This window comes from Paenarthrobacter sp. PAE-2 (assembly GCF_026013155.1).
Lineage (GTDB): Bacteria > Actinomycetota > Actinomycetes > Actinomycetales > Micrococcaceae > Arthrobacter > Arthrobacter ureafaciens.
This window is the reverse complement of record NZ_JAPDNV010000001.1, coordinates 208,175-225,205: the sequence shown is the minus strand read 5'-3', so window position 1 is coordinate 225,205 and position 17,031 is coordinate 208,175. Positions and strand designations below refer to the sequence as shown.

At 63.6% G+C, this 17,031-nt stretch carries 16 protein-coding genes and 1 pseudogene; 10 read left to right on the top strand and 7 right to left on the bottom strand.

From position 1 onward, the window contains the following. Positions 1–2 precede the first annotated feature (2 nt). The 3 genes from OCL88_RS00885 to OCL88_RS00875 are packed head-to-tail and all read left to right on the top strand — an operon-like array spanning position 3 to position 1,864. Positions 3–680, top strand: a complete 678-nt coding sequence (locus OCL88_RS00885) for a 2'-5' RNA ligase family protein (protein WP_021474139.1) — start codon at positions 3–5, stop codon at positions 678–680. After that, positions 607–1,692 carry a YihY/virulence factor BrkB family protein gene (locus OCL88_RS00880; RefSeq protein ID WP_179011639.1) on the top strand — a complete coding sequence of 362 codons (1,086 nt, stop codon included), beginning with the start codon at positions 607–609 and terminating at the stop codon, positions 1,690–1,692. Before OCL88_RS00885 ends, OCL88_RS00880 begins: the two co-directional genes overlap by 74 nt. Positions 1,693–1,711: 19 nt before the next feature. After that, positions 1,712–1,864, top strand: a complete 153-nt coding sequence (locus OCL88_RS00875; RefSeq protein WP_021474142.1) for a hypothetical protein — start codon at positions 1,712–1,714, stop codon at positions 1,862–1,864. A 4-nt stretch (positions 1,865–1,868) separates the two neighbouring features. On the opposite strand, the gene OCL88_RS00870 is transcribed toward OCL88_RS00875, so the two are convergent. Together OCL88_RS00870 and OCL88_RS21225 are read right to left on the bottom strand one after the other, a co-directional pair. Next, positions 1,869–4,025: a hypothetical protein gene (locus OCL88_RS00870; RefSeq protein ID WP_413775439.1), complete on the bottom strand. Its 2,157-nt coding sequence runs from the start codon at positions 4,023–4,025 to the stop codon at positions 1,869–1,871. Between the two features lie 102 nt (positions 4,026–4,127). Beyond that, positions 4,128–4,940: pseudogene (locus OCL88_RS21225) on the bottom strand (glycoside hydrolase family 43 protein); the annotation flags it as partial. A gap of 113 nt (positions 4,941–5,053) precedes the next feature. On the opposite strand from OCL88_RS21225, the gene OCL88_RS00865 reads away from it, so the two are divergent. Further along, positions 5,054–6,358, top strand: coding sequence for an ABC transporter substrate-binding protein (locus tag OCL88_RS00865; protein WP_264961266.1), 1,305 nt, complete (start codon positions 5,054–5,056; stop codon positions 6,356–6,358). A gap of 71 nt (positions 6,359–6,429) precedes the next feature. On the opposite strand, the gene OCL88_RS00860 is transcribed toward OCL88_RS00865, so the two are convergent. The 5 genes from OCL88_RS00860 to sdhC form a co-directional block, all read right to left on the bottom strand. After that, on the bottom strand, positions 6,430–7,215 hold the full coding sequence (locus tag OCL88_RS00860; RefSeq protein WP_069694711.1) for an alpha/beta hydrolase family protein: 786 nt from the start codon (positions 7,213–7,215) through the stop codon (positions 6,430–6,432). A gap of 119 nt (positions 7,216–7,334) precedes the next feature. Continuing rightward, entirely contained in the window at positions 7,335–8,117 is a 783-nt protein-coding gene (locus OCL88_RS00855) for a succinate dehydrogenase iron-sulfur subunit (RefSeq protein ID WP_021471547.1), read from the bottom strand. Further along, positions 8,117–9,916 carry a succinate dehydrogenase flavoprotein subunit gene (sdhA, locus tag OCL88_RS00850; RefSeq protein ID WP_021471546.1) on the bottom strand — a complete coding sequence of 600 codons (1,800 nt, stop codon included), beginning with the start codon at positions 9,914–9,916 and terminating at the stop codon, positions 8,117–8,119. Before sdhA ends, OCL88_RS00855 begins: the two co-directional genes overlap by 1 nt. A 90-nt stretch (positions 9,917–10,006) precedes the next feature. Continuing rightward, on the bottom strand, positions 10,007–10,468 hold the full coding sequence (locus OCL88_RS00845) for a succinate dehydrogenase hydrophobic membrane anchor subunit (RefSeq protein WP_021471545.1): 462 nt from the start codon (positions 10,466–10,468) through the stop codon (positions 10,007–10,009). Positions 10,469–10,471: 3 nt separating this feature from the next. Continuing rightward, positions 10,472–10,852 carry a succinate dehydrogenase, cytochrome b556 subunit gene (gene sdhC, locus OCL88_RS00840; protein ID WP_018777254.1) on the bottom strand — a complete coding sequence of 127 codons (381 nt, stop codon included), beginning with the start codon at positions 10,850–10,852 and terminating at the stop codon, positions 10,472–10,474. Between the two features lie 252 nt (positions 10,853–11,104). On the opposite strand from sdhC, the gene OCL88_RS00835 reads away from it, so the two are divergent. The 6 genes from OCL88_RS00835 to OCL88_RS00810 all read left to right on the top strand — a co-directional run bounded on the left by OCL88_RS00835 (position 11,105) and on the right by OCL88_RS00810 (position 16,968). Then, on the top strand, positions 11,105–12,238 hold the full coding sequence (locus OCL88_RS00835; protein ID WP_166185080.1) for a mannose-1-phosphate guanylyltransferase: 1,134 nt from the start codon (positions 11,105–11,107) through the stop codon (positions 12,236–12,238). 121 nt (positions 12,239–12,359) lie between these two features. Beyond that, entirely contained in the window at positions 12,360–13,565 is a 1,206-nt protein-coding gene (locus OCL88_RS00830) for an amidohydrolase (RefSeq protein WP_031216244.1), read from the top strand. A gap of 122 nt (positions 13,566–13,687) precedes the next feature. After that, positions 13,688–14,122, top strand: coding sequence for a MarR family winged helix-turn-helix transcriptional regulator (locus tag OCL88_RS00825; RefSeq protein ID WP_264961265.1), 435 nt, complete (start codon positions 13,688–13,690; stop codon positions 14,120–14,122). Between the two features lie 62 nt (positions 14,123–14,184). Continuing rightward, the gene (locus OCL88_RS00820; protein ID WP_021471540.1) at positions 14,185–14,616 is read left to right on the top strand and encodes an organic hydroperoxide resistance protein; all 432 of its coding nucleotides are present in this window, start codon (positions 14,185–14,187) and stop codon (positions 14,614–14,616) included. Further along, complete coding sequence (locus tag OCL88_RS00815) at positions 14,613–15,635, top strand: NADP-dependent oxidoreductase (RefSeq protein WP_264961264.1); 1,023 nt, start codon at positions 14,613–14,615, stop codon at positions 15,633–15,635. Before OCL88_RS00820 ends, OCL88_RS00815 begins: the two co-directional genes overlap by 4 nt. Positions 15,636–15,861: 226 nt before the next feature. Continuing rightward, positions 15,862–16,968: a BMP family lipoprotein gene (locus OCL88_RS00810; protein ID WP_021471538.1), complete on the top strand. Its 1,107-nt coding sequence runs from the start codon at positions 15,862–15,864 to the stop codon at positions 16,966–16,968. The last annotated feature ends 63 nt before the right edge of the window (positions 16,969–17,031 follow it).

Below are 17,031 nucleotides of genomic sequence, written 5' to 3'. Positions count from 1 at the left end.
CCATGTGCGCCGCCGGCCAGCTCAACGTCACGACCGACCCCCAGCAGGGCGCCGGTCCGGACGATGCCCGCCAGCCGGAAGTCACCGGCACCGATTGCGGTGCCGGTGGCGCCATGTGTGTTGGCGTCATCCTTGGCTTCCCGCCGGAGATCGCCAAGGAGCTCCAGGAATGGCGGGCTTCCTTCGGCGATCCCATGGCCGAGGTGATTCCCGCCCACATCACCCTCATCACCACCACCCCTACTTCCGACTGGGAAGCCACGAGGGACCATGTCCGTGAAGTCGCCCGCACCCAAGCGCCCTTCACCATCACAATCTCCGGAACCGGCTCGTTCCGTCCGGTGTCGCCGGTAGTGTTCGTCAACGTGGAACAGGGTTTTGAGGAGTGCGTGCAGTTGCACGAGAAGCTCCAGAGCGGCCCCCTTGAACGGCGCCTCCCCTTCCCCTACCACCCGCATGTCACGGTGGCTCACGATGTAGCCCAGGAAAATCTTGATGAGGCCGAAACGGTCCTCAGTGATTACCGGGCCACCTTCCCTGTGGTTAGCATGGGACTTTACGAGCACGACACCAACGGAATATGGCAGCTACGGGAAGAGCTCGACTTTGGCGGCGACACTGACGAAGCACAGCAGGCGGAACCCTCGTCCTCAAGCGGACAGTCCGCCGCTTCCAACTGAGCTCGCCAAGCTAAGGCTCGAACTTCTCCACAAGCGTCAGGACTGGGGCAAAAGCAAACGGGCCGGGGACGGCCTGCCCCGGAAGGCCGGCGCATTCTTCGCCCTCGTCCTGGCCCGCCTGAACACCAACCGCGGCATGCGTTCCTTTCAGCACTACACGCGGCAGCATGGGCCGTTGCTCAGTGCAGGCATCGGTTTCAACATGTTCTTCTCCGTCACGGGCCTCCTGACCACCGGCTTCGCGGTTGCCGGCATCGTACTGGGCGGCAATCCCGTGCTTGAGGACGCAGTCATCCGCAGCGTCGCCTCCGCTGCTCCCGGCCTCCTTCAAGTGAACGGCGGGGAGGGCCTGGTGGATCCGCAGACCCTCCTGAATCCCTCCGGCCTCGGCTGGACTGCCCTGATCGCCGCGGTGGTCACCATCTTCACCTCGCTCGGCTGGATCGCCAGCGTCCGGGAAGGGCTGCGCGGGGTCATGGAGGAAGGCCCGTTGCAGCGCAATGCCCTCATGCAGAAGCTCGTCGATGCCGGAACGCTGTTGCTTCTCGGAGTCATCCTGGTGGTCAGCGCCGGAGCGTCGCTCGTCTTCGGCACTGCGGCGGACTGGTTCTTCGAACTGTTGCGCCTGGATGAGGCGGTGGCCGGTCCCATTGCCGCAGTGGTCAAGATCGTTGTTCCGCTGCTGTTGAACTGCACGACGGCGGCAGTCCTGTTCCGGGTCGCAGGCGGCCTTGAGCTGGGGCGCCGCGCGTTCGTGGAAGGGGTGCTCCTGGCAGGCGCCGGTACTACGGTGCTCCAGCTCTTCAGCACCGAACTCCTTGCGCGTGCCGGAAACAACCCCGTCCTTGCATCGTTCGCCATCATCATCGGCTTGTTGATCTGGTTCAACCTGGTCAGCCAGGTGTATCTCATCTCCGCGTCCTGGTCAGCCGTCCGCGAAGCCGACGCCCAGGCGGGGGAGGAGCCACGCAAGCGGTTCCTCGGTGCCCGGCGCGCAACTCCCCAGACCTGACCGAGCCTGGAGCCCCGCCATGAACAACCAGTTGTGGATTGCTTGCCTGATCGGAGCTGCGGCCGGGCTGGTGATTGGCCAGCTCGTGTTCAATTCCCCGTTCGTGGGCATCCTGGTCGGGGTGGGCTTGGGCGCTTTGGTGGGCGCCTCGCTCGGGCCCAAGCGGGAGTAGGAGCCTAAGGTGCCTGTACCAGTCCCTCCCACTTTACGGTCCAGCCCGCAGGGAAACCTGGCGCATGCCGTGCCGGACCGTCGTCCCACCCCGCAGCCATGAGCGCCACTGCCGCCAACAGGCCGCCGTTGCCGGGAAGGTACAAGGGCAAGGAATCGGTCTGGCGGTTGTGTCCGTTGGCCAGGACAGTGTTTTTGCCGGCGGTCATGAGGAGTGCGTCGACGGCGGCCTCGGGGTCTTCGAGCCGCGCTGCCGTCATCGCCATCACCGGGTAGTCCCAACCCCAGGTGCTGGCCCAGTCCCAATCCGCCAGGACGTCGGCGAGGGTGGCTTTCATGATGACCGGATCGATGAGCCCGGTGCGGGGCAGTACGCCCAGGGCGCACAGCATCGAGGGATGGTCGGTCCGGATGGTGAAGGGGTCCACGTCAATGGCTGCATAGACGCCGTCGGTCACGTGCGGCGTGACCATATTGTCAGCCACTTCATCCCATAGTGGGACCGGGTCAAGGCCCAGCCGTTCCCGCCACTGGGAAGCGACGCGCAGCGCCCATTGCCAGTAGGCGAGCTCGAACGTGGGGTTGCTGACCTCACCGCGCATGAACCCATAGCTTTCCTGCGCCGGAACCAGCGGCGGACCCAGCTCGAAGCCTCGCCCCGTGGGGTGGGCGAAACTGGCCATGAATGCCGCGGACTCGAACACAATCCCGGCGAATTCCTCCAGAACCTCGCGATCCGGAGTGGCGCGGTAGGCGAGTTCGGCCAGGTAGATGGGATGTGGTTGCTGCCAGATCAGGAAGGTGCCGATCGTGCTGGGGCTCTCGCGCCCGTCCGGTCCCACCTGCTTCGGCCAGCGGACACCCTCAAAGCCTTGTTGTTTGGCTGTCTGCCGCGAGGCCTCCAGGATGGACGAATACCATCTCAACGACGGCAGCAGCAGTTCCGTGCGGTTCCAGAGCGCAAAGTGCGCAGCATGCCACCAATGCATCTCCAGATGGAAGCGGCCCCGCCAGGAGTTGCAGACCAGCCCGGTTTCCTGCGGCGGCAACGAGCCCGCACAGTTGATGGCGGTCACGTACTGGGAAAGGACAATCCGCCGTTCCAGCTCCTTCGCCCTCGGATCGTTCGTGGCGTTCAGTTCGATTGCCCCGCCGGACGTCCAGAAGCGGGGCCAATGGGCGGCCGCAGCCGCCGCTACCCGACTTCCGGCGCCGTCGGAAAAAGGTACGACGCCGGAGGCCGGGTCGGCGTCGAAGCCTTCAGCGGGTGCTGCGCCGCTGTGATGGTTGTTGCCCCGCGGGGTGCAGTCACCGCCTTCACCCGGGGTGAAAGTGAGCGAAAAATCGAGGACCGTGCTCTGGCTTTGCGGCGCGATACGAAGCGAGTGCAGCCCGGTCTGCTCCACCACCAGTTCTTCTCCGGCGATGGCGACGTCGTAGCGCGAATCGTCCAGTTCCCTGTGCGCTACCCACTGTCCGTCCAACACCGTGCTGTGTGCCTCAGGCTTGGACCAGTCCGCGGCGTCATGCCATGATTCAGACCCGTAAGGAAAGTCGATGCCCACCACCAGGCACGAGCCCAACGCGGGTGACTCGACGCGGAAGCCGAGCTCATCGCGGGAGGGGTGGCACGCCGTCGTGACTTTGACTTGCTGGCCTGCAAGCGTGAAGGTGCTGGTCACTGTTCCCGACCACAGGTCCAGCGTTTGCGTGGCCTGCGTGATGTCCTCGGGGGTGATCCCGCGATCCAGCCCGTCCCGGACCATCCGGAATCCGATGCGTCCCAGGTCCAGCCGGTGCGGGTTTGCCCGGAGCCATGTCTCCGCAGCGGACGTCCCGGTTTCCCGGTCATTGACGATGTCTCCCACCATGTCGACGTAGGGCACCGGGCCCCGAGGGGAGTCGTAGAGCACGGTGGATCCGGCCAAATCGTGGGGTGATGCAGGTGGGACGGAATGCCATCCCCACTGGGCTTGCGTGCCCAGCAGGGTGCCCGCTGGAAGCTCGCCGCGGGCTCCCACGGGGTAGGAGGCGGGCAACGTCTGGAGGCCCGTCAAGTCCATGGTGAACGCGAACTCGCCATTGCCAACGGAAACGGGGCTGCGTGGATCGAGCTCCTGTTGCGTGACGTTGTGGCGGCGTACCAGGTCCTCACGGTCAATGGGGTTCCCTGTGCCCGGGAAGGGAACGTCCAGGACCACCGAGTCCTCGGTCTCCCGGAGGGCGAAGAATGCGGCCCGCTCGTGGGGGCTCTGGTTGGGCTGGTGGAGCGTAAGGATGAGCCCGCCATCGAGTTTCCGGGCAATCATGCCGTGGCCGCCGTTCCTGCCCCAGATAGGTTCGGGCTCCTGTACCCACGGACCCAGGACGGTGCCTGATGCACTGCGTGCGATTCCCATGGCGTAGCCGTGATCCCCGAAACCGGACCACAACATGATCAGCTTGCCGTTGGCCATCCGGTGGAGGAACGGACCGTCGGTCACGTAGACGGGTGCTTCCCGGTCAGCTACTGAGGGCACATCCAGCGCGCGGGACCAAGGGGCCTCGGAGGCGGCGAACAGAACAGTCGGTTCACCCACGGTTGTCCGCAGATCGTGGCTCAACTGTTGGGCAACGATGGTGCCGTCATTGACCTGTTTCCATTCATGGCAGAAGACCAACCAGGGCGTTCCGCCTGCGTCGATATGCAGGGTCCCGTCCAGGCATTCCCAGTCCCCGGGAGTCACGGGTCCGTCGCTCCAGGGCGTGTAAGGACCTTCCGGTGACTCGGCGGAAAGGATCTGGGTTCCGCGGCAGGATCCAGGTGCGGTGAACGTGGCGAACATGAAGTAGCGGCCTTGGTAGCCATGCACTTCAGGGGCCCAATATTGCTCCTTGCTCCAGAACCCGGGGGAGGGCCGGAACGCGGGAATGGGTCCCTCCCAATCCTCAAGGTCGCGGCTGCGGTAGCAGTCGAACCCTGTGGCAGGACCGGACCAGATGTTCTTGTCCGTGCTGCCGAAGAGCAAATACCCGGCGTCGTCGGGCAGTGTGAGGAGGAACGGGTCACGGATTTGGATGTCTGCCAGCTTGGTCAAGGGGGAGCCTCCGGGGCGTCGGCGAAATAGTTAACAGTAGGAACTATTGACGCACTTTATCGTAGTTGATACGTTTCAGGAACCGTTTTCTGAGCGTAAAGGAAGCTTACCCAATGGTGCGTAAACCTGTACTGAGTGTCCGAAAAACAATGGCTTTCGTGGTGGCCATGGGCCTTGCCGGCCTGGCCACGGGCTGTGCCGGCGGCGGCAGCAACAACCAGCCCGAGGATGGTCCGGTGGAGATCAGGTTCTCCTGGTGGGGCAACGCATCACGGGCCGAGCTGACCAATAAGGCAATCGCGGAGTTCGAGGCCGCCAACCCGAACATCAAAGTAAAACCCGAGTATGGCGACATCAACGGCTACTTCGACAAGCTGGCCACCCAAGTCGCAGCCAATGACGCTCCGGACGTCATTACCATGGGTGGAGCCTACCCCGCCGAGTACGCCAACCGCGGCGCCCTCCTGGACCTGTCAAAAGTCAGCGGGTCGCTTGATCTCTCCAAGCTGGACCAGGGCGCCGTGGAAAACGGTCAGGTGAAGGGTACCCAGTACGGTGTGTCCACGGGCGCCAACGCCCTGGCGATCGTGGTCAACCCAGCTGTCTTCCAGGCCGCCGGCGTCGAAATGCCGGACGACAACACCTGGAGCTGGGACGACTTCGCCAAAATCGCCAAGGAAGTTACTGGAAAGAGTCCCAAGGGAACGTACGGCACTGCGACGGTGCTGACGCACGACTCCCTGGATGCCTTCGCACGCCAGCGCGGCCAGTCCCTGTATACGCAGGACGGTCAGTTGGGCCTGGAAAAGGACACAGTGCAGGCCTACTTCGACTACTCACTGAAGCTCAGCGAATCGGGCGCTGCCCCCAGCGCCTCCGAGACGGTGGAAAAACTGAACGTCAGCACCGAGCAGACCCTTATGGGCATGGGCAAGGCCGGCATGATGCTGACCTGGAGCAACTCGCTCTCTGCCCTCAGCAAGGCCTCCGGTGCCGAACTGAAGCTGCTCAAACTCCCGGGCGAAACCCCCACGCCGGGCATCTGGCTCCAGTCCTCGCAGTTCTACACCATCTCCGCCCGCAGCAAGCACACCGACGCCGCAGCCAAGCTGGTGAACTTCCTGGTCAATAACGAGGCCGCGGGCAAGATCATCCACAGCGACCGGGGCGTACCCGGCAACTCGGCCATTCGCAGCGCGATCCAGGATCAGCTCACCCCGCAGGGCAAGGTCGAGGCGGCCTACATCGACCAGATCGGCAAGATGGAATTCGCACCCACCTACATCGGCCCCACAGGTTCCACCGCCGTTTCCGAGATCACGGCCCGCATCAACACCGAGGTCCTGTTCAAGCGGCTGAGCCCGGAGAAGGGCGCAGAACAGTGGCTGGCCGAAAGCAAGGCGGCTATCGGCAAGTAGCACCCAAGTAAGTAGCAGCAGAGCGCGTTCTGGACGTCCGGAACGCGCTCTGCTGCGACCCAGTTGGGGGCCTAGGACGCTGGGTCCTCTTCGCGCAGCTCCACGTAGGGATCCGCCCACGCGCCGATGATCCGTGCCACCCGGGCAGCCTGGCCCTTGCCGGTGAGCAGGTGCTCACTGCCTTCAAGGGAAACGAAGCTCCGCGGATGCCGGGCCGTGCGGAAAATCTCGCTGGCGTTGTCGATCCCCACGGTGTTGTCCGTAGGGGAGTGCATCACCATGAGGGGCCTGTGCAAGGTGCGGATGCAATCGCGCAGGTCGGCCCGTTCCACATCCTCCACGAAGTGCCTGCGGATCTCCATCGGACGACCGCCGAGGTCCACCACTGCGCTGCCGTCGCGGCGGATGGCCTCGATCTCGGCGTCGAACATGTGTTCAACGTGCCTGGGCTCGTAAGGTGCGCCGACCGTCACCACCGCATTTGCCTCGGGAACGTCGCGGGCGACGGCAAGAACGGCCGCCCCACCAAAGGAGTGCCCCACCAACAGGGAGATTCCCCGGCCCTGCTCGCGCATGAACTTCGCGGCAAGGATGGTGTCCGCCACCTTCACGCTGAAGGAGCCGGCCGACCACTCTCCTGCGGAGCCGCCCAGCCCGAGGTTGTCGAAACGCAGCATCCCGATTCCCTGCTCCGCGAGGCCCTTGCAGATCCGGGAGGCAGCGGGGCTGTCCTTACCCAGCGTCAGGCCGTGGGAGTAGATGCCCCACCCGCGGACGGGACCTTCCGGAACATCGATGATGCCCGCCAAAGCGTCCCCGGTGCTGCCCGTAAAGGTGATTTTCTCTGGGCGCGACATGCGGCCTCCTTGGTGATTGGATCCGGCACGCTGAGGCCGGTTGATGATTAACGACGACGGCGCCGCTCACCTGGAGGTGGGCGGCGCCGTTTTCGCTGTGTTCCTTGGGGAACCGTGGATCAGATCTTGCGGGACAGGATGGCCTGCTTGACCTCGGCGATGGCCTTGGTCACCTGGATGCCGCGGGGGCATGCCTCGGAGCAGTTGAAGGTGGTGCGGCAGCGCCACACGCCTTCCTTGTCGTTGAGGATCTCCAAGCGCATGTCGCCGGCGTCATCACGGGAATCGAAGATGAAGCGGTGTGCGTTGACGATTGCTGCAGGACCGAAGTACTGGCCGTCGGTCCAGAAGACCGGGCAGGACGAGGTGCAGGCGGCGCAGAGAATGCACTTGGTGGTGTCGTCGAAGCGCTCACGGTCTTCAACGGTCTGCAGGCGTTCCTTGGTGGGTTCGTGGCCCTTGTTGATGAGGAACGGCATGACTTCGCGGTAGGACTGGAAGAAGGGTTCCATGTCCACGATCAGGTCCTTCTCCACGGGAAGGCCCTTGATCGGCTCCACGATGATGGGCTTGGACGTGTCCAGGTCCTTCAGCAGGGTCTTGCAGGCCAGGCGGTTACGGCCGTTGATGCGCATGGCATCGGATCCGCAAACACCGTGGGCGCAGGAGCGGCGGAAGGAAAGGCTTCCGTCGATGTCCCACTTGACCTTGTGCAGGGCATCCAGGACGCGGTCCGTGCCGTACATGGTCAGCTTGTACTCGTCCCAGCGGGCTTCGTCCGAGATCTCGGGGTCGAAGCGGCGCACCTTCAAGGTGATGTGGAACGTGGGGATCTCACCCTCGCCGGCAACGCTTGCGGGCAGCTCGATCTTGGAAGCGGGTTCCGCCATTTCGGTGGTCATTAGTACTTACGCTCCATTGGCTCGTAACGGGTGAAGACAACGGGCTTGGTCTCAAGACGGATGCCCGCAACGGACTCGGCAGACGAGTCGGCGGTGACGGTGTTGTCCAGGTAAGCCATGGAGTGCTTCATGAACTTTTCGTCGTCGCGGTCCGGGAAGTCCTCGCGGTAGTGGCCGCCACGGGATTCCTCACGGTGCAGGGCACCGACAGTCATGACCTTGGCCATGTCGAGCAGGAAGCCAAGTTCAACGGCTTCCAGGAGGTCCAGGTTGAAGCGCTTGCCCTTGTCCTGAACGGTGACGTTCTTGTACCGCTCCTCGAAGGAAGCGATGTCGCGGAGGACCTGCTCCAGGGATTCCTTGGTACGGAACACCTGCATGTTGGCATCCATGGTGTCCTGCAGTTCCTTGCGGATCTGGGCCACACGCTCGGTGCCGGTGCCGCTGAGCAGGCTGTCCAGGATTCCGCGGGTCATTGCTTCCGGGTTCTCCGGGAGTTCAACAAAGTCCGCGGTCTTGGAGTACTCCGCGGCCGCAATGCCTGCACGCTTGCCGAACACGTTGATGTCCAGGAGCGAGTTGGTGCCAAGGCGGTTGGAGCCGTGGACCGAAACACAGGCCACTTCGCCGGCGGCGTACAGGCCCGGAACAGTGGTGTCGTTGTCCTGCAGGACCTCAGTGGTGATGTTCGTGGGGATGCCGCCCATGGCGTAGTGGGCCGTCGGGAACACCGGCACGGGATCCGTGAACGGTTCCACACCAAGGTAGGTGCGGGCGAACTCGGTAATGTCCGGCAGCTTCGCTTCGATGTGCGCGGGCTCAAGGTGCGTCAGGTCAAGGAGGACGTAGTCCTTGTTCGGGCCGCAGCCGCGGCCTTCACGGACTTCGTTGGCCATGGCGCGGGCCACGATGTCGCGGGGCGCAAGGTCCTTGATGGTGGGGGCATAACGCTCCATGAAGCGCTCACCCTCGGAGTTACGCAGGATGGCACCCTCACCGCGGGCACCTTCGGTGAGGAGGATGCCCAAGCCGGCGAGACCGGTCGGGTGGAACTGGAAGAACTCCATGTCTTCCAGGGGGATACCGCGGCGGAATGCGATGCCCATGCCGTCACCGGTCAGGGTGTGTGCGTTGGACGTGGTCTTGAAGACCTTGCCCGCGCCGCCGGAGGCGAACACCACGGACTTGGCCTGGAAGACGTGCAGCTCACCGGAAGCGAGATCGTAGGAGACGACGCCGGCAACGCGCTTCTGCTTGTAGGGCGTGCCGTCTTCGCGAACGGCATCTTCCTCAACCAGCAGCAGGTCAAGGACGTAGTACTCGTTGTAGAACTCAACGTTGTGCTTGACGCAGTTTTGGTACAGCGTCTGCAGGATCATGTGGCCCGTACGGTCTGCTGCGTAGCAGGCGCGGCGGACAGGAGCCTTGCCGTGGTCACGGGTGTGGCCACCGAAGCGGCGCTGGTCGATCCGCCCTTCGGGCGTGCGGTTGAAGGGCAGGCCCATCTTTTCCAGGTCCAGCACGGCGTCGATGGCTTCCTTGGCCATGACCTCGGCTGCGTCCTGGTCAACCAGGTAGTCGCCACCCTTGATGGTGTCGAAGGTGTGCCACTCCCAGTTGTCTTCCTCGACGTTGGCCAGTGCTGCACACATGCCACCCTGGGCTGCACCTGTGTGCGAGCGGGTGGGGTAGAGCTTGGTCAGTACCGCGGTGCGTGCACGCTGACCGGATTCGATCGCGGCGCGCATGCCGGCGCCACCTGCACCGACAATAACGACGTCGTACTTATGGACCTGCATACCAGATGCTCTCTCTTTCAAAAATTCAGATGGTCGGCGGAGTCTGTTCCGCTGGTCGGGTGGCCGGTTGGAACCGGCCCTCCGGAACCGCTACGGTGCCGGGCAGAATCCACCCGGCAGCTGGACACCGTCGACTACGGGGCACGGGTCGAAGGTGAAGATCACCAGGGTGCCGAGGATGACGATGACGAACGTGGCGGCGTACAGGACACCCTTGAGCCAGAAGCGCGTGGAGTCCTTTTCCGCGTAGTCGTTGATGATGGTGCGGACGCCGTTGGTGCCGTGGAGCATCGCGAGCCAGAGCATGGCGAGATCCCAGAACTGCCAGAACGGATCGGCCCACTTGCCGGCCACGAAGCCGAAGTCGATGGCGTGGATGCCTTCGCCCACCAGCAGGTTCACGAAGAGGTGACCGAAGATGAGGACCACCAGCACGACGCCGGACAGGCGCATGAAGAGCCATGCGATCATCTCGAAGTTGCCGCGGCTGGAGCCGGAACGGTTGTACTTGGGGGCGATCTTGCCCGAACGCGGGGCCTGGATAGTAGTCATGGCTTAGTGGCCTCCCAGCGCGAGGGAAAGGTGGCGGATAGCGAAACCTGCGAACGTAACCAGCCACAGTGCAAGTACGACCCACAGCATTTGGCGCTGGTACTTTGCGCCCTTCTTCCAGAAGTCGATGGCGATCACGCGCAGGCCGTTGAAGGCGTGGAAGATGATCGCAGCGACCAGGCCCGTTTCACCCAGGGCCATGAGGGGGTTCTTGTAAGCGCCAATGACGGCGGTGTAGGCCTCCGGGGACACACGCACCAATGAGGTGTCCAGCACGTGGACCAACAAGAAGAAAAAGATCACTACACCGGTAATACGGTGTCCAACCCAGGACCACATGCCTTCACGGCCGCGGTACAAGGTGCCAGCTGGTTTTGTCGGCACTGAATAAACCTTCCTGCAACACAGCGGCGCTGGCATGGGATCCACGCGGGGGGAACGCCTGCTGCGAGAGCACTCGTAGCTCACGCCTAAATCTAGGCTTCGCTCACAGCTTATTCAATTCAGGACCGGCTGCATTGCTCGGCCGTCCGGCGTTTCCTGCCTGTATTTCCGGCGATTTTTGGACAACATGAGACGAAAGCCACATCTGCGTCGTGCCCGGGTCCCAGGCACCGTGTCGGATAAAGTGTTGAGGTGAGTACAGAAGACGCGACAATTCCGGAATCGCCATTGGACCGCTTTCATGCGGTAATTCCAGCCGGCGGTGTGGGGACCCGGCTGTGGCCGCTTTCGCGGGCCGCCGCGCCCAAATTCCTCCATGACCTGACCGGATCCGGCAGCACGTTGCTGAGGTCCACGTACGACCGCTTGGAGCCGTTGGCCGGTGAGCGGGTCCTCGTGGTGACCGGCGAAGCCCACCGTGCAGCCGTGTGCCGCCAACTCCCCGAGGTAGGGGATGACGAGCTCGTGCTGGAAAGCGAGCCCAAGGATTCCGGCGCTGCGATCGGCCTTGCCGCGGCCATCCTGCATCGCCGCGATCCGGAGACCATCATGGGCTCCTTTGCCGCTGACCAGGTGATCAGCCCTGACGATCTCTTCCAGGACACCGTGCGCGAAGCGATCTTCACGGCCGCAACGGGCAAGATCGTGACCATCGGCATCAAGCCGACCCACCCTTCCACCGGCTTCGGGTATATCCGCTCCGGAAAAGCCCTGAAGGTGGACGGCGCTCCGAACGCATTGGCCGTAGCCGAGTTTGTAGAGAAGCCCAGCGAAGACGTCGCCCGCAAATACGTGGAAGCGGGCGACTACGTCTGGAACGCGGGCATGTTCGTTGCACCCGTAGCCCTCATGCTCAAGCACCTCGAAGCCAACCAGCCCGAACTCTTCGCGGGCGTCCAGGAGATCGCAGAGGCTTGGGATACGCCGCGCAGGGCGGAAGTCACGTCCCGTGTGTGGCCAACCCTGCCCAAGATCGCCATCGACTACGCCGTTGCTGAACCGGCAGCGGCAGCCGGGGATGTCGCCGTCGTACCCGGTACCTTCCGGTGGGACGACGTCGGCGACTTCGCCGCGATTGGCCGCCTCAACAACGCGGGCGACGTCGACGAAGTGACCGTCCTCGGTGAGGGCGCACGCGTTTTCGCGGAGAATGCCAGCGGCGTGGTGGTTACCGACACCAAGCGGGTGATCGCCCTCATCGGCATCAAGGACGTGGTCATCGTGGACACGCCGGACGCGCTGTTGGTGACCACCAAGGAGCACGCCCAGCGGGTCAAGGGCGCAGTGGATGCGCTGAAGGCCAGCGGAGACACCGACGTCCTCTAGGTCCGATTCCCGGGGTTTGAACCCCGTACCGGAAGCCACCCCTGGTTGCCTGCGACTGAACGCAGCGTAACCAAGAGGTGGCTTTCGGTCTTCGGGGGCCGTGGATGGCTAGAGTTGTTTCGTGCGCAATTACACGACTGAAACCGAGCCCACACCCGTCGTGAGTCCTTGGGTGGATGAGCTCCTGCCCGGACTCATCGAATTCAGGCGTGACCTCCATGCGCACCCGGAACTGTCCTTCAAGGAATTCCGCACCACGGACAAGCTCGTCGAGCGGCTGGAGGCCGCAGGCCTGAAACCCCGCCGGCTCGAGGGAACAGGGCTGACCGTGGACGTGGGGGAGGGGCCCATCGCAACGGCCCTGCGCGGCGACATCGACGCCCTGCCGATCATCGAGGAGACGGGGCTTCCGTTCGCCTCCAAGAACCATGGCGTGACGCATGCCTGCGGCCACGATGTCCACACCACCACCATGCTGGGCATTGCGTTGGTCCTGCAGCGCATGCACAAGAACACCCCGCTGGGTGGATCAGTGCGCATCATCTTCCAGCCTGCCGAGGAAACCATGCCGGGCGGGGCGTTGTCCTGTATTGAGCAAGGCGTCCTTGAGGGCGTGCCGAGGATCCTCGCGCTGCACTGTGATCCGCGCATCAACGTGGGGCAGATCGGTACCCGCATCGGTGCCATTACCTCGGCGTCGGACACCATCAAGATCGAGTTGACGGGCCGCGGCGGCCACACTTCGCGCCCGCACCTGACCGAAGACCTGGTCTTCGCTCTGGCCCAAATTGCGGTCAACGTCCCCGCGGTCCTGTCGCGCCGCGTCGACGTCCGCAGCGGCGTGTCCGTGGTGTGGGGCCAAATCTCGGCAGGCTCCGCCCCGAACGCCATTCCGGGTACCGGCTACATGGCCGGGACCATGCGGTGCCTGGACCGCGATGCCTGGCACGATGCCGGCGAGCTGTTGGATGAAGTGGTCAAGCAGGTTGCCGCCCCGTACGGAGTGGACGTCCATTTGGAGCACACCCGCGGCGTCCCGCCCGTAGTGAACTCCGAACACGAGACGGCGCTGATCGAGGCCGCTGCACGTGCAGAGCTTGGCGAGAGCGCCGTGGTCCTGACCCCGCAATCCATGGGCGGAGAGGATTTTGCCTGGTTCCTGGCGGACCTGCCGGGCGCCATGATGCGCCTCGGCACGCATACCCCCGGCGGCGAAGTGTATGACCTTCACCGTGGCGACTTCATCGTCGACGAGCGGGCATTGGGCTACGCGATCCGCGTCCTGAGCGCGGCCGCCTTGCGGACCATCCGCGACCAGCAGCAATAGACCCAACTGGGTAGCAGTTGTGCGCGTTTTGAACGCTGAAAACGCGCACTAATGCGACCTGGTTGGGTGAAGTACGGGAGATTAGGTTGTGCACAACTTAATTGTGCACTATCGTTTTCGGTATGAGTGATGCACCCCGGCTCCGTCATCAGGTTTGCTTTGCGCTGTACTCGGCATCCAAGGCTGCGACGGCGGTCTACCGCCCTGTGTTGGATGAGCTGGGGCTGACCTATCCGCAATACCTCGTGATGCTGGTGCTGTGGGAAAACGATCCCCGCAGCGTGCGCGAACTTGGCGCCGATCTCGGGCTGGATTCGGGCACGTTGTCGCCGCTGCTGAAGCGACTCGAAGCCCTGGGGCTCGTCGAACGGCGCAGATCGTCCGAGGACGAACGCCGGGTGGACGTGGTGCTGACCGACGCCGGCACCAAGCTCAGCGAACGGGCAGGGGACGTGCCACGAAGGTTGGCGGACGCAGCCGGGCTCTCGCCTGCAGAAATCGAGCAGCTTCACGCCACCCTGGGCAAGCTCACCGCCGCATTGCAGAAATCGCTCTGAAATTCCCCTGCAAGCAAACACTTGCAAGTAAAGATTTGCCACAACCAGAAAGGCAGACACCCATGAAGACCCTCTACACAGCCGAGGCACTGGCTTCGGGAGAAGGCCGCGACGGCAACGCCCGCACCAAGGATGGCAAGCTTGATGTCACCCTCGCCAGCCCCGTCGAACTGGGCGGAAACGGACAGGGAACCAACCCCGAACAACTGTTCGCTGCAGGCTACGCCGCGTGCTTCCACTCCGCCCTGCGCTTGGTAGGACGCAAGGAACGCGCCGACCTCACTGATTCGGCGGTGGCGGCCAGGATCCACATCGGCCCCCTGGCCGAGGGAGACGGGTTCGGGCTCGCCGCTGAACTCGAGATCGCACTTCCTGCGCTGGACCGGGCCACGGCGGAAGAACTCATGGCCAAGGCCCACCAGGTTTGCCCGTACTCGAATGCCACCCGCGGCAACATGGCGGTCGACCTCAAGCTCGTGGAGTTCGCCGCATGAGCACTTCCACAAGCACTCCTGTGCAGACCCGGGAAATCCACCTTGCCTCCCGTCCGGAGGGCCGGCCAGTTCCGGAGAACTTCCGGCTGGTCTCCTCCGACCTTCCCGAACTTAAGGACGGGCAGATCCTGGTGGAGAACCGGTATATGTCGGTGGATCCGTACATGCGCGGCAGGATGAATGACCGGAAATCCTACTCGGCCCCCTTCCGCCTTGATGCAGCGCTCGACGGCGGTGCGGTCGGTGAGGTGATCGCGTCCAGGTCCGGCGCGCACAAGGTGGGTGACGTCGTCGTGCATCAACTGGGTTGGCGCGAGCACGCGGTGGTGGACGGCTCGGCCGCCAGCACGGTTCCTGCCGGCCTGGCGCCTGATTCGGCGTTCCTTGGTGCTTTGGGCATGACGGGCCTCACCGCCTATGCGGGGTTGCTCAAGGTGGCCGAGTTCAAGGAAGGCGACGTCGTTTTTGTCTCCGGTGCGGCCGGAGCCGTCGGCTCCATGGTGGGGCAGATCGCCAAGGCGATGGGCGCCGGCAAGGTGATCGGTAGCGCAGGATCGCCGGAGAAGGTGGCGCGGCTGCTGGAATTGGGCTTCGACGCGGCTTTCAACTACAACGACGCTCCCGTGGTGGATCAGTTGCGCGACGCGGCGGGGGAGCACGGTATCGATGTGTACTTCGACAACGTGGGCGGCGACCATCTGGAAGCGGCCCTGGAAATGTTGAACGTCGGTGGCCGGGTTGCCATGTGCGGGGCCATTGCCCAGTACAACTCAACCGAGCCGCCTGCCGCACCGCGGAACCTGGCCGTTGCCATCGGCAAGCAGCTGACGCTCCGGGGTTTCCTTGTTGGGGGACAGCGCGCACACGCAGCGGAGTTCCGGGAAAAGATGGCGGCATGGCTGGCGGACGGCACTGTCCGCTACGACGAGACAATTGTGGACGGCCTGGAAAATGCGGCCGGGGCATTCATCGATCTGCTCGAGGGTGCGAACACGGGGAAGATGCTCGTCCGCCTGTGACCTGCGGGGCGCCCTACTGGTTGGTAACAAAAAGTCAACGATCTGTGCCACAGGCTGCTTTTGTGCTACCTCCATGTGTTTTTCGCCACTAGTCTGGTTGCATCAGTGCGCTTCGGCGCAGTGCTGCGAAGCATCAGTGAAAACAGAATTTCTGCCCCGGGGTTTTGGAAACGGACACTCATTGACCACCAGTCGTAGCGCCAAACACTTTCTTCCTGGAGGAACATTGAAGAAACCACTGCGTGCCACCCTGAAGCGCGGTTCGATGGCCGGCGTCGCCACCATGGGCGCGGCAGCGCTCCTGCTCAGTGGCTGTGGACAGGCACCCGATGCCGGTTCCAGCACCAACGCCGCCAGCGACTACACGGGCTGCATTGTCTCCGACTCCGGTGGCTTCGATGACCAGTCCTTCAACCAGTCTTCCTTCGAGGGCCTCAAGAAGGCAGAGAAGGATCTGGGAATCACCACGAAGTCGGCCGAGTCCAAGGCCAACAGCGACTTCGAGACCAACCTCAACGGCATGATCTCGGCCGGCTGCAACCTGACCGTCACGGTCGGCTTCCTCCTGGGCGACGCCACCAAGGCTGCTGCGGAGAAGAACACGGACAAGCACTTCGCGATCATCGACTTCGCTTACGAAACGCCGATCGCCAACGTCAAGCCCGTTGTCTACGACACTGCACAGGCTGCATACCTGGCCGGCTACGCGGCGGCTGCCACGACCAAGACCGGCAAGGTGGGCACGTTCGGCGGTATCAAGCTCCCCACGGTCACCATCTTCATGGACGGTTTCTATGACGGCGTCCAGGCCTACAACAAGGCCAAGGGCAAGTCCGTGCAGGTGGTGGGCTGGGACAAGGCTACCCAGGACGGTTCGTTCACGGGTGACTTCGAGAAGCAGGACACCGGCAAGCAGATCACCATCAACCTCCTGGACCAGGGCGCGGACATCGTGATGCCCGTTGCAGGTCCGGTTGGCAAGGGTGCGGGCGCTGCCCTGAAGGAAGCAAAGGCTGCCGGCAAGGACGTCAAACTCATTTGGGTCGACTCCGACGGCTACCTCACCGCTCCGGAGTACAAGGACCTCATGCTGACCTCCGTGGTCAAGCAGATGGGTGAAGCCGTGGAATCCGTGGTGAAGGATGACAAGGACGGCAAGTTCAGCAACGAAGCCTACGTTGGCACGCTGGAGAACGACGGCGTCGCCCTCGCGCCGTTCCACGACCTTGACTCCGTGGTTTCGGCCGAAACCAAGTCCGAACTCGACGCCCTCAAGGCAGACATCATTTCGGGCAAGCTGGTTGTTGAATCGGCGGCCAGCCCGAAGAAGTAACAACTCTCGAACAAGCCGCCAGTACCGGGCCCCGGTACTGGCGGCACGTTTTTGCCCTGACTA